This window comes from Aliivibrio salmonicida LFI1238 (assembly GCF_000196495.1).
Lineage (GTDB): Bacteria > Pseudomonadota > Gammaproteobacteria > Enterobacterales > Vibrionaceae > Aliivibrio > Aliivibrio salmonicida.
The window spans coordinates 3,269,696-3,285,005 of sequence record NC_011312.1; the positions used below are offsets into that span (position 1 = coordinate 3,269,696).

Consider the following 15,310-nt stretch of genomic DNA (forward strand, 5'->3'; position numbering starts at 1 on the left):
CTAAATTGAACTTGTTTTTAGGCAAGTAATACATCTTGGAAGCATAAAAATGAAAATTTTAGTCACAGGTGGAGCTGGTTTTATTGGCTCAGCAGTAGTGCGTCACATTATCAATAATACACAAGATAGTGTTATCAATGTCGATAAATTAACTTACGCTGGTAACCTAGAATCGTTAGCGAGTATTGAGTCAAATGAACGTTATGTTTTCGAGCAAGTTGATATATGTGACCGTGCCGAATTAGACAGAGTTTTCGCACAATGCAAGCCTGATGCTGTTATGCATTTAGCAGCAGAGTCACATGTTGATCGCTCAATCACGGGCCCGGCAGATTTCATCCAGACTAATATCGTGGGCACCTATACACTTCTTGAAGCGACAAGAGCGTATTGGAACACATTATCTGAAGATGCTAAGAAAGCTTTTCGTTTTCATCATATCTCTACTGACGAAGTCTATGGCGATTTACCGCATCCAGACGATATTGAAGATGGTACAGAGCCTTCAGCGAATAAAGAGTTACCGTTATTTACCGAAACAACATCATACGAGCCATCAAGCCCATATTCTGCATCTAAGGCTAGTTCTGATCATTTAGTTCGTGCTTGGTTAAGAACCTATGGGTTACCAACAATAGTAACCAACTGTTCAAATAACTATGGTCCATATCACTTCCCTGAAAAGCTGATCCCACTGGTTATTTTAAATGCATTAGAAGGAAAACCTTTACCTATTTACGGTAAAGGTGATCAAATTCGCGATTGGTTGTTTGTTGAGGACCACGCACGTGCGCTCTATAAAGTTGTGACTGAAGGTAAAGTCGGTGAAACCTACAACATCGGTGGTCATAACGAAAAGCAAAACTTAGAAGTTGTTCAGACGATTTGCGCAATTTTAGATTCTTTAGTGCCAAAAGAATCTAAGTACCAAGAACAAATCACTTATGTAACAGATAGGCCAGGCCATGACCGACGTTATGCAATTGATTCAAGTAAAATGCAGCGAGAACTCAGTTGGACACCACTAGAAACTTTTGAAACAGGTCTTAAAAAGACGATTGAATGGTATTTAAATAACCAAGAATGGTGTCAACATGTACAAGATGGCAGCTATCAACGTGAGCGCCTAGGTGTAGAGTCAGTAGAATCAAAGGAAAGTAAATAATGAAAGGGATTGTTCTCGCTGGTGGTTCAGGTACACGTCTGTACCCATTAACTCGTGGTGTATCTAAACAACTATTGCCTATCTACGATAAGCCAATGGTGTTTTATCCTATTTCTACCTTAATGCTGGCGGGCATTAAAGACATTTTAATTATTACTACGCCTGAAGATAACGCGGGTTTTAAACGTTTATTGGGTGATGGCTCTTACTTTGGTATTAATATCGAGTATGCCATTCAACCTAGTCCAGATGGTTTAGCGCAAGCCTTTATTATCGGTGAAGAGTTCATTGGTAATGACAGTGTGTGTTTGGTGTTGGGAGACAATATTTTCTATGGCCAATTTTTCTCTCAAACGTTAAAAAATGCGGCGTCTCGTGAATCTGGAGCGACAGTATTTGGTTATCAAGTAAAGGACCCTGAGCGTTTTGGTGTGGTTGAGTTTGATGACAACATGAAGGCGATTTCGATTGAAGAAAAACCTGAAGCACCAAAATCAAATTATGCGGTAACCGGGCTTTATTTCTACGATAACGATGTGATTGAGATGGCGAAGAAAGTAACTCCTTCACATCGAGGTGAGCTTGAAATTACCACGTTGAATGAGATGTACCTTAATAATGGCTCGTTAAATGTTGAGTTATTAGGTCGTGGTTTTGCGTGGCTTGATACTGGAACGCATGAAAGTCTTCATGAAGCGTCTTCATTTGTACAAACCATTGAGAATGTTCAAGGGTTAAAGGTGGCGTGTTTGGAAGAAATATCGTGGCGTAATGGTTGGTTGAGTGATGAGCAAGTGTTAACACTTGCGAAACCGATGATGAAGAATGAGTATGGCCAATATTTGACTCGCTTAGTAAATGAAAGTCAAAAAAAGGCCATGAATTGATGCGGGTATTAATTACAGGATGTTATGGTCAAGTTGGTCATTGCCTTACTGCTCAATTAGTGAATAAAGCAAGCACAAGCGTGCTTGCTTTAGACCGAGATCAGTTAGACATCACTAATCAAGATGCTGTGAATGCAATTGCTGATGATTTTCAACCCACGATTATTATCAATGCGGCGGCGCATACTGCCGTGGATAAAGCGGAAGACGAAGTGGATTTGTCATACGCGATTAATCGTGATGGACCTAACTATTTAGCGCAAGCCGCACAGCGAGTTGGTGCGGCTATGTTGCATATCTCAACCGATTATGTCTTTGAAGGTAATAAGGTTGGTGAGTATGACGAGCGTGATGTTACGCATCCACAAGGCGTTTACGGTGAAAGTAAATTAGCCGGTGAAAGCGCCGTAGCAAACGCGTGCGATAAACACATTATCCTTCGTACTGCTTGGGTGTTTGGTGAGCATGGTAATAATTTTGTCAAAACCATGCTCCGTTTAGGCGTAACTCGAGATGAATTAAGCATTGTTGGAGACCAGTTTGGTGGACCAACGTACGCGGGTGATATTGCCAACGCATTGATTACTATCGCAGAGCGCATTACCCAAGGTAATATGGTTGATTATGGTGTCTATCACTATTCTGGTTTGCCTCATGTGAGTTGGTACGAGTTTGCTGATGCTATTTTTGATACAGCAAAAGAGCAAGGTGTAATTAAGACAAAGCCAAGCTTAACGGGCATCACAACAGTGCAATACCCAACCCCAGCGAAACGTCCAAGTAACTCTTGCCTAAATACCAATAAAATCACAACCGCATTTTCAATAGAAGCGAGTGATTGGCAAACGGCCCTAAAGAACATACAAGCGTATACAGGATAAGTGCATGAAAGTGATTGATACTCGCATTCCCGATGTGAAAATTATTGAGCCATCGGTTTTTGGTGATGAACGCGGCTTCTTTATGGAAACCTGGAATCAAGCGAAATTTGAAGAGTTAGTGACTGGTAAGCCTACCCGATTCGTACAAGATAACCATTCAAAATCTAAGAAAGGGATTTTGCGTGGCTTGCATTATCAAACTGAAAACACCCAAGGGAAATTAGTTCGTGTGGTTTCAGGAGAGGTGTTTGACGTGGCGGTCGATATACGTAAAGGCTCTCCAACGTTTGGTCAGTGGGTTGGCGAGTATTTATCCGCAGAAAACAAGCGGCAGTTGTGGGTGCCGAAAGGGTTTGCACATGGTTTTTATGTAACGAGTGATGAAGCTGAATTTGTATATAAGTGTACGGATTATTATAATCCGAAAGTTGAAATATCACTTTTTTGGGCCGATGAGAGCTTAGCTATAAATTGGCCTCTTTCCGGAATTCCCATGCTTTCTGAAAAAGATATAAATGGAATAAAATTTGAAAAGATAATTAGTAATGATTGGGCATGACTGAAGAAACAACTAAGCAAGACGGAAATAAAATAATAGCGAAAAATGCTATTTTCTTGTATTTAAGAATGTTTTTTACTTTAGGTGTATCTTTATATACTTCTCGAGTTGTGTTAGATGCTCTAGGTGTAGAAGATTTTGGTATTTACAATGTCGTTGGTAGCATCGTTCTAATGCTGTCTTTTTTAAATACATCAATGAGTAGTGCTACTGCAAGATTTATTACTTTTGAAATCGGTAAAAAAGGGCACGTTCAAAAAGTTTTTACCGCATCTGTCCCAGGGTCCACGCATGTTATTTACGCAGTGATTCCTAATATTTCGGGATATAATTTTTTAAAATAGCTTGAATTCGGTGTTTAGAAATGATCTTATACTGTTAACAAAACAGAAGAAGACAAAATGATGAATTACGACGAGTTTAAAGAGCATTTTAACATATTAAGCGATACACGTCAGTCGAGAAAATCGACGTATAATTTCTTTGAAGTAATGTTCCAAGTAGTTACCGCAATGTTGTGTGGAATGAAGACCTGGGATGAGATAGATACCTTTGGTGAAGAGAATTTAACGTGGTTTAGAAAATTTAGCGATTACTCTAATGGAGTACCGAGCCACGATACCATTGCTCGAATAGTTAGCTTGGTTGACCCAGATGAATTTTCAATTTGTTTTACACGGTGGTGCAATGATATTCAGTATGAAAAATCATTAGATACGACTCATGTAGCGATTGATGGGGAATCATTAAGAGGAACATATGACTATAGTAAAAACAAATACTTAACTCATATGGTAAATGCTTATTCTGTTGATACAGGCTTGGTTTTAGGTCAATTAAAAACAGATTCTAAGAGTAATGAAATTACGACAATTCCTGAAATACTAAAGCTAATTAAAGTTAAAAACAGAACTATTAGTCTTGATGCAATGGGCTGTCAGAGAACAATTGCAGCAGATATTGTTAATAGAGAAGGTGATTACTTATTAGCAGTGAAAGGTAACCAAGAACGCTTACATAATATGTTATTTAAATAAATTTTCTTTTGCTCAACTTGCTCAACTTGCTCATTTAGAGTGTGATAAATTTGAAACGGAAGAAGTCGGTAAGCGCGGAAGCAAAATGGTTAGGTCTTATTATGTTGTGCCATTTACAGAAGTATTTGGAGACTTCTCTGTTGATTGGAAAGGTCTAGAAAGTTTATGTATAGCAGTGACTTATAATAAACATAACAAAAGTAACTCAGGCTCTTTAGGTATTAGATATTTCATATCATCTAAGAAATTATCAGCAGAAGAGTTTGGTAAATTATGCCGAGGCCATTGGGGTGTAGAAAGCATGCATTGGTGGTTGGATAGCGTAATGAAAGAAGACGATAGCAAGATAATGTATCAGCATGCTGCAGAGAATTTATCTAGGATCCGCCAGATGTGTATGAACTTCATAAAATTGGTGAATTTAAAAGGAACGTTAAAGAAACGGCAGTTGAAATGTGCACTTAATACAGACTTTAGAGAGATGGTATTATTTGGCACTTAGCTGTAATTTAACATTTTGGCAACTCATGCGTGGACCCTGATCAAACCTCTAGCTGATTTGGTCAACAACGCCCTTAAAAGTTTAACTTAATAATAAGGTATATGGTGAGTGAAATTTTATTAAGCATAGTTATTCCAACCTGTAATCGATTAGACTGCTTGCCGCGAGCACTAAACTCGATAGTGTATCAACAGCTTTCTAGTATTGAAATAGTCATTGTAGATGATAGTAAAGAGAGCTTAGTCACAGAAATTCGGAAAATCGTTAGTTTAATTGTACCAAGTTCTATCGTTGTCAAGGTGATACGAAATGATGGTTTGCATAGTGCTGCAAGAGCTAGAAACCTAGGTGTAGCTCAAGCCGAAGGAGAGTTTATTACGTTTCTTGATGACGATGATATTTATATGCCAGGCCGTTTGAATAATATGCTTCATATAGCTAAAGAGGGTAAGTACTCGTTGGTCTCATCTGGGCGTTTTTTTGAATCCGGTGACTTTGAAGTGATCAATAGTCAAACTAGGCAAAAGTTTGGTGAAATATCTATAGACGATATAAAGTATCATAATGACATTGATATTGGATTTATGATTAAAAAATCTCGTTTTGAAGAGCTCGGCGGTTTTAATATTAACTTAAAGTCATTGGAAGATTGGGACTTTATTCTAAGACACCTATTCATTGGTAACTGCTACAAAATTAAGCGACTTGATTACGCCGTTAACATTGAACTTGGTAAAGTTAGAGTTTCAAATAGTGATAGTGAAAGTTATCTTCAGTTAGGAATATTACATAAAGACAGATTTGGTGATGCATGGTTTTTGTATATGAAAGCTCATGGGTTAAGTTTGAGTAACTGTTTAACAATTTTAGATCTGGCTAAATGCTTTGCGAAGGGATCAACTTTTAGAATCATTTATTGCTATGGAAGGCAATTTAAAAATAGAGTTAAAAATTATTTTACTAAACCTAATTTCAGGTGAACTATGAGTTTTTTTTTCAGAGTACTTGGCTATATTTTTATAAGTTTATTGTTTTTTTTGTACTTTTTAAATTTAAGCGATATAGCATCAAGCAGTAAGTTAACTCTTATAATAAGTTATTTTTCAATGAATTTAATTATTATTGTTAGCTTTCTTATTTATAAAAAACTTTTCAATCCAATAATATTTGTTTTACCATTTTTATTTGGTTTTTTCTACTATCAATTTAACTTATCATATCGTCAAAATGACCTTTCACTAGAAACTTATATTGTTATTTTTGTGTTTTTTATAGCATATTTTTCAGGTTGTATTTTTTCAAGTAAGGCCAAATGTATTTCTTATGATGCAAGCGTTTCGTATAGTGTTGTGCATTTATTTTTTACTCTCGGTGTCATTATTTTTGTAGTTGAGACCTTTTTAAGTGGTGGCTTTTCAGTAGTTAAAACACTACAAGGTTCAAATGCCTACATAGATAAAATTAATTTACCAATTCTTCATTATTTCTACATGTTGTTAGCTATACTTCCTAGTTGCTATTACTACCTATATAAAAAAGGAAACATAAGGAAGTATATTTGCATTGGTTATATTCTATTCTGTACATTAATGATATTTGATTCTTTATCAAGACAATTGATTTTATTATTAATATTTTCTTTATTTTTTACCTATATTAGATTTAATGATTTATCGATAGACAAGCAATTCTTCAAACTGACTATTTCTATAAGTATTTTGTTTATTATTATCGGTTCTTTGAGATATCTAGGCGGCGGTACATCAGATGTCAATGAGTTGGAGTTTATGAAAGCTTATGCTAAAATAAACAAGGAATTTGATGTAAATATATTTGATGTTACTTTTAATCTGTATACAGCGACAAATTTTTCTACGTTAAATGACATGATTTTACTAAATGATAATGAGTTACATTTTGGTAAATATTTATTGCAAGCGTATATAAAAATATTTAAATACAATGAAGCTTTCGATATAGAGTATAACCCACTTTTAGACTCTTATAGCTTACTGGGAACTATAATTGCGGATTTATATTTAGACTTTGGAGTTTTTGGTGTTGCTATTATTTCATTTTTATATGGTATTTTAGCTGATTATAGTTATAGATCATATATAAACTCAAAAAGTTTATCTTCTAGCTTGCTAATAAGTGTTGTGTTTTACTCACTATTTATGAGTCCATTTACAAATTACTTCAATCAATTATTTGTCCTTCTTTGTTTTCTTTTTTCAATGAAGTTTAGATATGTATTTAAATTTTAAACAGGTTGGTATGTATAATAACATTTTAATTTCAGTTGTTGTTTTTAATAAATCCATTGCGGATATTCCAATTATATTTGAGTTGTTATCAAGTGATATCAATGTTGAGCTGATTATTTATGATAACTCTACTGATCCTATTATTGCTGAAAGTAATAACTTAAATCATAAACATTTAATGTATTATCACGATGAAAATAATTCAGGTGTCAGCCAGGCTTATAATCATTCTTTTGAGTACGCTCTAAGTTCTAATAAAAGTGCTGTTTTGATTTTGGATCAGGATACTTATTTCCTTCTGTCTAATTTAGATGATTACATCAATGCGTTTAACGAGTATGGTGATACTTTTATCTATGCTCCAATTGTTTGTGATAAAAACAAATCAAAAATTTATTCACCAGCAACGCTGAAAAACTTTATTGGTCATTGTAGTCATTATAAAAAGTTTAATTTACCGAAACTTCAAGATATTAATGGAATATCTGTTATCAATAGTGGTTTGTTCATTCCAGTTACTATTTTTGAAAAAGTAGGTGGGTATAATCCTAATATCAAACTGGATTTTAGTGATGTATATTTTATCGAAAAGTATAAGGAGGGTAATAGAAACTTGGTGTTAGTTGACGTCGAGCTGAATCATAGCCTATCCGGCGATGAAGGGATGAATAGAGTAGCCGAATTATCAAGATTTAAATTCTATTGTGAAGGAGCTGCAGAGTTAGCTATTAGTTTACATAAGTCTACACTTTGGTCTGTTATAAGGCGAATGCTTCGCTTAAATATTAAATATTTATCTTTTATGCCAATATCTATTTTCTTTAATTACTACGTGCTAAGAAAAAAAACATGAAAATATCAGTATGTATGGCAACATATAATGGTGAAAAATATATTAGAGAGCAGTTAGATTCAATCTTGATTCAGCTAGGTACATTTGATGAGGTGATTATATCTGATGATGGTTCTACAGATAAAACAGAGGATATTGTAAACTCCTTTTTTGATTCTAGAATCATATTTTTATCTAATGAGTGTGAATCAGGTGTTGTCGGTAATGTTACAAATTCTCTAAATAATAGTTCTGGCGATGTTATTTTTTTAGCTGATCAAGATGATATTTGGTTGGATAATCGAGTTTCGATAGCGCTAAACCATTTGAAAACTCATGATGCAGTTGTTATGAATTGTATGGTTACAGATCAGAATCTTAATGTTATTAAGCATTCATATTTTGATTTTAATAATTCTAAGGCTGGATTTTTTTATAATTTGTATAAAAGCTCATATCTTGGTTGCTGTTTAGCTTTTAATAAAAATGTACTCGACTATTCATTACCAATACCAAATAATTTGATGATGTTTCATGATTGGTGGTTTGGTATTATGATCGAGTTAAGTTTTAATGTATATTTTGAAAAGCAGCCATTACTTTTATACCGTAGGCATATGTCAACTTCATCTCAAACCGGCAATGCTTCTAACCGTAATTTATATCAAAAATTGCATTCCAGGCTTCAATTAGTTATTTATGCATTTTTACATTATTTCAAGAGGAATTAATGTTATTTAAAATTTTATGGATTATCAGAGGATTAATATATAAGCCTTTTTTAGGTGAGTTTAAGTTACCTTCTTATATTGGAAAGCCTATTTTTATAAGCCATTTTAGTCGTATATTTATAGCTAAAAGAGTCAGGATATTTCCTGGCGCTCGAATAGAGCCTGTTGATAATGAATCCTCAATTGTTTTTGAAGAAAATATTTCTATTGGTCAAAATTTCCATATAACTTCTAAAGGAAAATTAACAATTGGGGAAAATACAACTATTTTAGAAAATGTTATGATTACTAATATAGATCATGATTATACTGAAATAGGTGTACATATTCTAAAGCAAAAGTATATTACTAAGCAGACTTCAATAGGTCCTAATTGTTTTATAGGATATGGTGCTGTGATACAAGCTGGTACAATTTTAGGTACGCAATGTATAGTAGGTGCGAACTCGGTGGTTAGAGGAACTTACCCTGACTATTGCGTTATAGTCGGTGTCCCAGCAAAAATTATTAAACGTTATGATCCAATTGATATGATTTGGAAAAAAACAGACACTGTTGGAAATTTTATTTAGGATTTAAAAATGACTAAGAATGTATTAATCACAGGTGGTGCAGGCTTTATTGGCTCAAATTTGGCGCTGGATTTAATAGATAAAGGCTGTAATGTCACAGTACTTGATAATTTATCACCGCAGATACATGGAGAAAATCCTGAATTATCACCTTTGTATTGTTCAATAAAAGGTAAAGTTCGATTTATTCAAGGTACTGTGGAATCTCGTGACGACTGGCTAGAAGCATTGAAAGATATTGATACTGTTGTTCATTTAGCGGCAGAGACCGGAACTGGACAGTCGATGTACCAAATAAAAAAATATTCAGATATCAATATTGGTGGTAGCGCGATATTTTTAGATTTACTTGCTAATGAACCACATAACATCACTAAGATGGTAATTGCCTCTTCACGATCTATTTACGGGGAAGGTAAGTATTTATGTTCAGAACACGGCATTGTGTATCCTAACGCCCGCAATGATGAAGATATGAAGCATGATGATTTTAATGTTAAGTGCCCTTTATGCTCCATTAATGTTGAATTGCTTGCTACTGATGAAGAAAGCAAAATACATCCTTCTTCTATTTATGGTGTAACGAAACAAGTTCAAGAACAAATGTTTATGATCACAGGGGAAAGTTTAGATATTCCTACCGTGTCATTAAGATTTCAAAATGTATATGGCGCTGGTCAGTCATTATCTAATCCATACACAGGTATCTTATCTATTTTTTCAACGAGAATTAAAAATGGTAATGATATCAATATATTTGAAGATGGTTTGGAAAGTCGTGATTTTGTTTATATCGATGATGTAGTCGATTCTATTGTACTCTCTATTTTCAATGAGAATGCAAATTATCAAATCTTTAATGTTGGTTCTGGGGTCTGTACAGACGTATTGAGCGTTGCAGAGACATTGAAGAGTGTTTATGAGTCTAGTTCTAATATACTGATTAGTAGCAATTATCGTGTTGGAGATATTCGACATAATTTTGCCGATCTTACTTTAATTAAATCGAAAATCGGATTTGAACCTAAAGTTGATTTTGTTAGTGGTATGCGAAAATTTACTGCTTGGGTTAATCAACAAGAAGTTCAAGCTGACTTGTATGAAAGCTCCATTGCTGAAATGAAGTCAAAAGGCTTGTATAAATAACATTTATTTTAATAAGTATGAATCGTTATGTTAAAGAATAAAAAAATACTTTTCATTGCGCCATCATTTTTTGGTTATGAAAAAGACATCACTGATGAATTGATAGCATTAGGTGTGGATGTTGACTATTTTGATGAACGGCCGTTTACATCATCGATAGCTAAAATCCTTAATAGATTAAACTTTAAAACTTTGATTAAGAGTGATATTGAAAAACACTTTACACAAATATGCTATAAAGCTACTGAAAAAAAATACGATTATTTGTTTGTGATATCTCCAGAGACTTTAGAGCAGAAATTTATAGAAAATATCCAGTCTGCTAATGAAAGTATGATTTCAATTTTATACATGTGGGATTCGTTTAAAAATAAATCCAATGCAAAAAAAGTTGTATCTTGTTTTGATAGAGTATTCTCTTTTGACCCGACTGATCGTATAAGTGGTGTCGATATAAGATTCTTGGCGCTTTTCTATAACAATAATTTTAAAAGTATAGAACGAGATAAATTAGTTACTACTCAATATGCAGTGTCTTTTATTGGCACTGTTCATAGTGATAGAGTTAAACTTGCCAAATCAATCATGAAGCAATTTAAAGATAGAGGTTTTAATACTTTTAGCTTCTTCTATTGCTCTAGTAAATTACTTTTTATATTAAAAAAAATGTTTACTCGTGAATTTGATTTTATCTCTTATAACGAAGTGTCTTTTAGTTCAATGTCAAAGTTAGAGATAAAAAATGTTTTTATTAATTCTAGCGCTGTAATTGATATTCAGCATCCTGATCAAACTGGATTAACCATGCGCTCTATAGAAATGCTTGGGTTAAATAAAAAGCTGATCATGACTAATGCGGATATAAAGAACTATGCATTTTATAGCGAAAGTAATGTTCTCGTTATTGACCGAGATGCGCCTGTTATTTCAGAAAGATTCATGTCATCTATCTACTTAAAACCTGAGCAAGAAATTTATGATAAATATTCTTTGCAAAGTTGGATCTGCACGTTATTTGATGCTGATTAAAAGGAGTTTTTTTTGCCGAAAATATGCACAACTAATTTTAGACCTGAAGCGGTATTGTTAACCGGAGTCAGTGGGTTTATTGGTTCTGTTGTAAATAAATATCTTGATTATCGCTGTTTAGTTGCTAGTCGAGAATTAGATGAAAAATCATCTAATTCTCGACAGATATTAATGTCTGATCTATTCGATTCAAAAAAAACATCAATCATTTTTGCACAGATAGAACAAGTCATACATTTAGCTGGTCTTGCTCACAATCATTTATTTACTGACGCAGATTATCAATCGGTTAATGTTGATGGAACCTTACATTTAGCCAATGAAGCCGCTAAAGCTGGCGTTAAACGTTTCGTTTTTGTCAGTTCTATTCGTGTTAATGGCACATCAACCACCAATACCCCTTTTTCTATTCTGTCTGATTTGCAACCACATAATGCGTATGCGCAATCAAAATATGATGCTGAAATTGGCTTAAAAAAAATAGCTAAAGAAACAGGCATGGAATTGGTTATTGTTCGGCCGACATTAGTCTATGGTCCTAATGCCCCTGGTAATTTTGGCACTTTAACGCGTTTGGTTAATAAAGTGCCTCTCTTACCATTTGGTCTAACTCAGAATAAGCGCGATTTTATTTCTGTACAGAACCTAGCTGATTTATTGGTGACGTGTGCGAAACATCCCAATGCAGGTGGTCATACTTTTTTAGCGTCTGAAAGTGAAACGGTGTCTATTAAAGGATTTACTAATGCCATAGCTAAAGGACTTGGTACAAACTTAATACAGTTACCGGTGCCGGTTAGCTTAATGCGTTTAGGCGCTAAGCTACTTGGTAAATCACTAATGGTTGAACAATTAGTTGGTAACCTTGAAGTGGATTCTTCTAATTTAAAAGATGTACTGGGTTGGACTCCACCTTATACAATGGAACAAACAATGGCTTCACTTTCAGAGACACTATCAGAGAGCAAACAATGATACGTATTATCGATTTCTTCGCAGCCTTTTTCGGTTTGCTTTTCTTATGGCCAGTTCTGCTTATCGTAACTATTATTGGCTTGTTTGATACCGGTTCCCCAATCTTCATTCAAGAACGAGTAGGGCGTAATAAAAAGCCGTTTAAACTTATTAAGTTTCGCACTATGTCTGTTGAAACTAAATCGGTAGCTAGCCACTTAGCAAATAATGCATCAATCACAAAGCTTGGTAATTTTTTGCGCAAGACCAAAATTGATGAGTTGCCTCAGCTCATCAACGTGGTGAAAGGTGAAATGAGCTTGGTTGGCCCTCGTCCAAACTTATTTAACCAAGACGATCTAATTAAAGAGCGTGATGCATTAGGGGTATATGATGTACTTCCCGGTGTAACAGGTTTAGCTCAAGTTCAAAATATCGATATGTCTACACCACAATTGTTAGCTAAAACTGACAAGCAGATGATTGATACGTTAACCATTAAAGATTACTTTAAATACATCATCATGACAGCGACAGGCAGTGGCTCGGGTGATGCGGTAAAATAATTTGCTTGAAACAAACTTAAAATCCCAGAAAGGTGATCTATTCACGATAACTTCTGGGATTTTTTGTATCTAATCCGTATCATTCATTTTGCTGATTTTTCTTATAAAAATATAAACGGTTTATTATGCTTAATTTAAACGTCATTTGGTCTCTATCTCGCTATAAAAAACGCCTTATCAGCTTAATTATTGATTTATTTTTTATTGCTCTCTCTTTTCTTGGTGCTTATTGGGTTCGTATTGGACAAGTTAAGGCTTTGCCTTCAGTAGAAGGTCAGTATGTTTTAGTTAGTACCGTTATTATTACCTTACTGATTTTTACAAAGTTAGGCCTATATCGAGCAGTATTAAGATACTTAGGTTTACATGTATTGGCTTTAGTCGGGTTAGGTACGGTGTTATCTGCGATTGCGATGGCTGGCTTAGCATTTTTGTTTGATGCAGACATTCCTCGCTCTGTTCCTATTATCTATGGATCTTTTTTAGCGATTAGTGTTGGCGGTAGCCGCCTTATTATTCGTAGCTTAGTTGCACAATCATCAAATAAATCGGGTAATCCAGTATTAATTTATGGAGCGGGCAGTGCTGGTCGTCAGCTAGCGTTAGCACTACGTCAATCAAGAACGCATAAAGTCGTGGGTTTTGTTGATGAAGACCCTACCTTACAAAATACCATGATGATGGGTTTGTATGTGTATACCGCGGCTTGTGCAGAAAAAATAATAATCAACCATGGCGTAAAACAAATACTACTAGCGATACCAAGTGCGTCTCGTCGCCGTCGTAAAAAAGTGTTAGATACCATTTCATTATTGCCTGTTGAGATACGGACTGTTCCTGATATGTCAGATATCGTTGCAGGCAACGCGAGTATTGATGAGCTTAAAGATGTCTCTATTGATGATCTGTTAGGTCGAGATCCCGTTGCGCCACAGCAAGCTTTAATGGAGGCTAACATCAAAGATAAAGTCGTTATGGTCACTGGTGCGGGTGGTTCTATTGGCTCTGAATTGTGCCGCCAGATTGTTCGTAATAAACCTAAAGCGTTGGTGTTATTTGAGTTATCTGAATTCGCGTTGTATCAAATTGATAGAGAGCTATCTTTGCTTGTTGAGGCTGAAGGCTTAGGTATTCAAATTATTCCACTGTTAGGTTCGGTTCAACGTATTAACCGCTTATCTAAAGTGATGGGAAGCTTTAAAGTTCAAACGGTATATCACGCAGCCGCTTATAAACACGTACCATTAGTTGAGTACAATGTCGTTGAAGGGGTTCGTAATAACGTCTTTGGTACTAACTACACAGCTCGTGCTGCGATTGAAGCAAAAGTAGAATCGTTTGTTTTAATCTCTACTGATAAAGCGGTTCGCCCTACCAATATAATGGGCACAACTAAGCGTATGGCTGAGTTAGGTCTGCAAGCGTTGGCAGAGCAGCAAAACAAGATCCGTGCAAAAGATGCAACAGCAGGGACTCGTTTTTGTATGGTGCGTTTTGGTAATGTATTAGGGTCGTCGGGTTCTGTTGTACCCGTATTTAAGCGTCAAATTGAAAACCGTGAACCTATTACCGTTACTCATGAAGAGATCACTCGTTTCTTTATGACGATTCCTGAAGCCGCGCAATTAGTGATTCAAGCGGGGGCGATGGGTAAGGGGGGTGATGTGTTTGTTCTTGATATGGGAGAGTCAGTCAAAATAGTTGATTTGGCAAAAAACTTAATTCGTCTTTCTGGTTTAGAAGTGAAAGATGAATCAAATCCATATGGTGATATTGAGATTCACTACACGGGCTTACGTCCAGGTGAAAAACTGTATGAAGAATTGCTAATCGGTGACAATGTTGGTTCAACGGCCCATGAACGTATCATGACGGCACAAGAAGATTTTTTACCATTAGATGAATACAATGCGTTGTTAGATAAATTAGATACCGTTTGTCATAATTTTGACCATGAAGGGATACGTCAGTTGCTTCTTGATGCGCCGACTGGGTTTAATCCGGTTGATGGAATAGGGGATTTGGTTTGGAAGGCTGAAGAGCAGGACGCTTTGCTTTGAGAGGTGAGGAAGAGAAAATGCAGGATTCAGGTCTCAGGTTTCAGGAAGATCAAAAGCGAGTACCCCTGAAACCTCTGCGCGCAGCGTCCTGAATCCTAGTTTTTCGTTTTTTATAACCAACG

At 35.3% G+C, this 15,310-nt stretch carries 17 protein-coding genes; all 17 read left to right on the plus strand.

All coding sequences use genetic code 11. The features are described 5' to 3' along the window. Positions 1-49 precede the first annotated feature (49 nt). The 17 genes from rfbB (at position 50) to VSAL_RS15935 (ending at position 15,188) form a co-directional block, all read left to right on the plus strand. Positions 50-1,165: a dTDP-glucose 4,6-dehydratase gene (gene rfbB / locus VSAL_RS15860; RefSeq protein ID WP_012551414.1), complete on the plus strand. Its 1,116-nt coding sequence runs from the start codon at positions 50-52 to the stop codon at positions 1,163-1,165. Then, positions 1,165-2,052, plus strand: a complete 888-nt coding sequence (rfbA, locus tag VSAL_RS15865; protein ID WP_012551415.1) for a glucose-1-phosphate thymidylyltransferase RfbA — start codon at positions 1,165-1,167, stop codon at positions 2,050-2,052. Before rfbB ends, rfbA begins: the two co-directional genes overlap by 1 nt. Beyond that, on the plus strand, positions 2,052-2,933 hold the full coding sequence (rfbD, locus tag VSAL_RS15870; RefSeq protein WP_012551416.1) for a dTDP-4-dehydrorhamnose reductase: 882 nt from the start codon (positions 2,052-2,054) through the stop codon (positions 2,931-2,933). Before rfbA ends, rfbD begins: the two co-directional genes overlap by 1 nt. 4 nt (positions 2,934-2,937) lie before the next feature. After that, positions 2,938-3,492, plus strand: coding sequence for a dTDP-4-dehydrorhamnose 3,5-epimerase (gene rfbC, locus VSAL_RS15875; protein WP_012551417.1), 555 nt, complete (start codon positions 2,938-2,940; stop codon positions 3,490-3,492). After that, on the plus strand, positions 3,489-3,836 hold the full coding sequence (locus VSAL_RS15880; protein ID WP_044583349.1) for a hypothetical protein: 348 nt from the start codon (positions 3,489-3,491) through the stop codon (positions 3,834-3,836). The genes rfbC and VSAL_RS15880 overlap by 4 nt, the downstream gene beginning before the upstream one ends. A 57-nt stretch (positions 3,837-3,893) precedes the next feature. Beyond that, positions 3,894-4,529 carry an ISAs1 family transposase gene (locus tag VSAL_RS24110; RefSeq protein ID WP_083799302.1) on the plus strand — a complete coding sequence of 212 codons (636 nt, stop codon included), beginning with the start codon at positions 3,894-3,896 and terminating at the stop codon, positions 4,527-4,529. Further along, entirely contained in the window at positions 4,513-5,031 is a 519-nt protein-coding gene (locus tag VSAL_RS24115; protein ID WP_269447621.1) for an ISAs1 family transposase, read from the plus strand. The genes VSAL_RS24110 and VSAL_RS24115 overlap by 17 nt, the downstream gene beginning before the upstream one ends. 101 nt (positions 5,032-5,132) lie before the next feature. Continuing rightward, complete coding sequence (locus tag VSAL_RS15890; protein ID WP_012551418.1) at positions 5,133-6,011, plus strand: glycosyltransferase family 2 protein; 879 nt, start codon at positions 5,133-5,135, stop codon at positions 6,009-6,011. A 3-nt stretch (positions 6,012-6,014) separates the two neighbouring features. After that, entirely contained in the window at positions 6,015-7,298 is a 1,284-nt protein-coding gene (locus VSAL_RS15895) for an O-antigen polymerase (protein ID WP_012551419.1), read from the plus strand. Positions 7,299-7,308: 10 nt separating this feature from the next. After that, a complete protein-coding gene (locus VSAL_RS15900) occupies positions 7,309-8,151 on the plus strand; it encodes a glycosyltransferase (protein WP_012551420.1) in 843 nt (280 codons plus the stop codon). Next, the gene (locus VSAL_RS15905) at positions 8,148-8,861 is read left to right on the plus strand and encodes a glycosyltransferase (protein ID WP_012551421.1); all 714 of its coding nucleotides are present in this window, start codon (positions 8,148-8,150) and stop codon (positions 8,859-8,861) included. The genes VSAL_RS15900 and VSAL_RS15905 overlap by 4 nt, the downstream gene beginning before the upstream one ends. Continuing rightward, complete coding sequence (locus tag VSAL_RS15910) at positions 8,861-9,433, plus strand: acyltransferase (protein WP_012551422.1); 573 nt, start codon at positions 8,861-8,863, stop codon at positions 9,431-9,433. The genes VSAL_RS15905 and VSAL_RS15910 overlap by 1 nt, the downstream gene beginning before the upstream one ends. 9 nt (positions 9,434-9,442) lie before the next feature. Further along, positions 9,443-10,579 (plus strand): NAD-dependent epimerase/dehydratase family protein, encoded by a 1,137-nt coding sequence (locus VSAL_RS15915; RefSeq protein WP_012551423.1) that lies wholly within the window; start codon positions 9,443-9,445, stop codon positions 10,577-10,579. A gap of 27 nt (positions 10,580-10,606) precedes the next feature. After that, positions 10,607-11,608 (plus strand): hypothetical protein, encoded by a 1,002-nt coding sequence (locus tag VSAL_RS15920; RefSeq protein WP_012551424.1) that lies wholly within the window; start codon positions 10,607-10,609, stop codon positions 11,606-11,608. Between the two features lie 12 nt (positions 11,609-11,620). Next, complete coding sequence (locus VSAL_RS15925; RefSeq protein ID WP_012551425.1) at positions 11,621-12,583, plus strand: NAD-dependent epimerase/dehydratase family protein; 963 nt, start codon at positions 11,621-11,623, stop codon at positions 12,581-12,583. Beyond that, the gene (locus tag VSAL_RS15930; protein ID WP_012551426.1) at positions 12,580-13,128 is read left to right on the plus strand and encodes a sugar transferase; all 549 of its coding nucleotides are present in this window, start codon (positions 12,580-12,582) and stop codon (positions 13,126-13,128) included. The genes VSAL_RS15925 and VSAL_RS15930 overlap by 4 nt, the downstream gene beginning before the upstream one ends. 125 nt (positions 13,129-13,253) lie before the next feature. Further along, complete coding sequence (locus VSAL_RS15935) at positions 13,254-15,188, plus strand: polysaccharide biosynthesis protein (protein ID WP_012551427.1); 1,935 nt, start codon at positions 13,254-13,256, stop codon at positions 15,186-15,188. Positions 15,189-15,310 lie beyond the last annotated feature (122 nt).

What these genes read in the sequence shown, in the direction of transcription:
- VSAL_RS15910 (WP_012551422.1), top strand. Translation starts at nt 8,861, where the DNA reads ATGTTATTTAAAATTTTATGGATTATCAGAGGATTAATATATAAGCCT.
- VSAL_RS15915 (WP_012551423.1), top strand. Translation starts at nt 9,443, where the DNA reads ATGACTAAGAATGTATTAATCACAGGTGGTGCAGGCTTTATTGGCTCA.
- VSAL_RS15880 (WP_044583349.1), top strand. Translation starts at nt 3,489, where the DNA reads ATGACTGAAGAAACAACTAAGCAAGACGGAAATAAAATAATAGCGAAA.
- rfbD (WP_012551416.1), top strand. Translation starts at nt 2,052, where the DNA reads ATGCGGGTATTAATTACAGGATGTTATGGTCAAGTTGGTCATTGCCTT.
- VSAL_RS24110 (WP_083799302.1), top strand. Translation starts at nt 3,894, where the DNA reads ATGATGAATTACGACGAGTTTAAAGAGCATTTTAACATATTAAGCGAT.
- VSAL_RS15920 (WP_012551424.1), top strand. Translation starts at nt 10,607, where the DNA reads ATGTTAAAGAATAAAAAAATACTTTTCATTGCGCCATCATTTTTTGGT.
- rfbB (WP_012551414.1), top strand. Translation starts at nt 50, where the DNA reads ATGAAAATTTTAGTCACAGGTGGAGCTGGTTTTATTGGCTCAGCAGTA.
- VSAL_RS15900 (WP_012551420.1), top strand. Translation starts at nt 7,309, where the DNA reads ATGTATAATAACATTTTAATTTCAGTTGTTGTTTTTAATAAATCCATT.
- VSAL_RS15895 (WP_012551419.1), top strand. Translation starts at nt 6,015, where the DNA reads ATGAGTTTTTTTTTCAGAGTACTTGGCTATATTTTTATAAGTTTATTG.
- rfbA (WP_012551415.1), top strand. Translation starts at nt 1,165, where the DNA reads ATGAAAGGGATTGTTCTCGCTGGTGGTTCAGGTACACGTCTGTACCCA.
- VSAL_RS15905 (WP_012551421.1), top strand. Translation starts at nt 8,148, where the DNA reads ATGAAAATATCAGTATGTATGGCAACATATAATGGTGAAAAATATATT.
- VSAL_RS15930 (WP_012551426.1), top strand. Translation starts at nt 12,580, where the DNA reads ATGATACGTATTATCGATTTCTTCGCAGCCTTTTTCGGTTTGCTTTTC.
- VSAL_RS15890 (WP_012551418.1), top strand. Translation starts at nt 5,133, where the DNA reads ATGGTGAGTGAAATTTTATTAAGCATAGTTATTCCAACCTGTAATCGA.
- VSAL_RS15935 (WP_012551427.1), top strand. Translation starts at nt 13,254, where the DNA reads ATGCTTAATTTAAACGTCATTTGGTCTCTATCTCGCTATAAAAAACGC.
- rfbC (WP_012551417.1), top strand. Translation starts at nt 2,938, where the DNA reads ATGAAAGTGATTGATACTCGCATTCCCGATGTGAAAATTATTGAGCCA.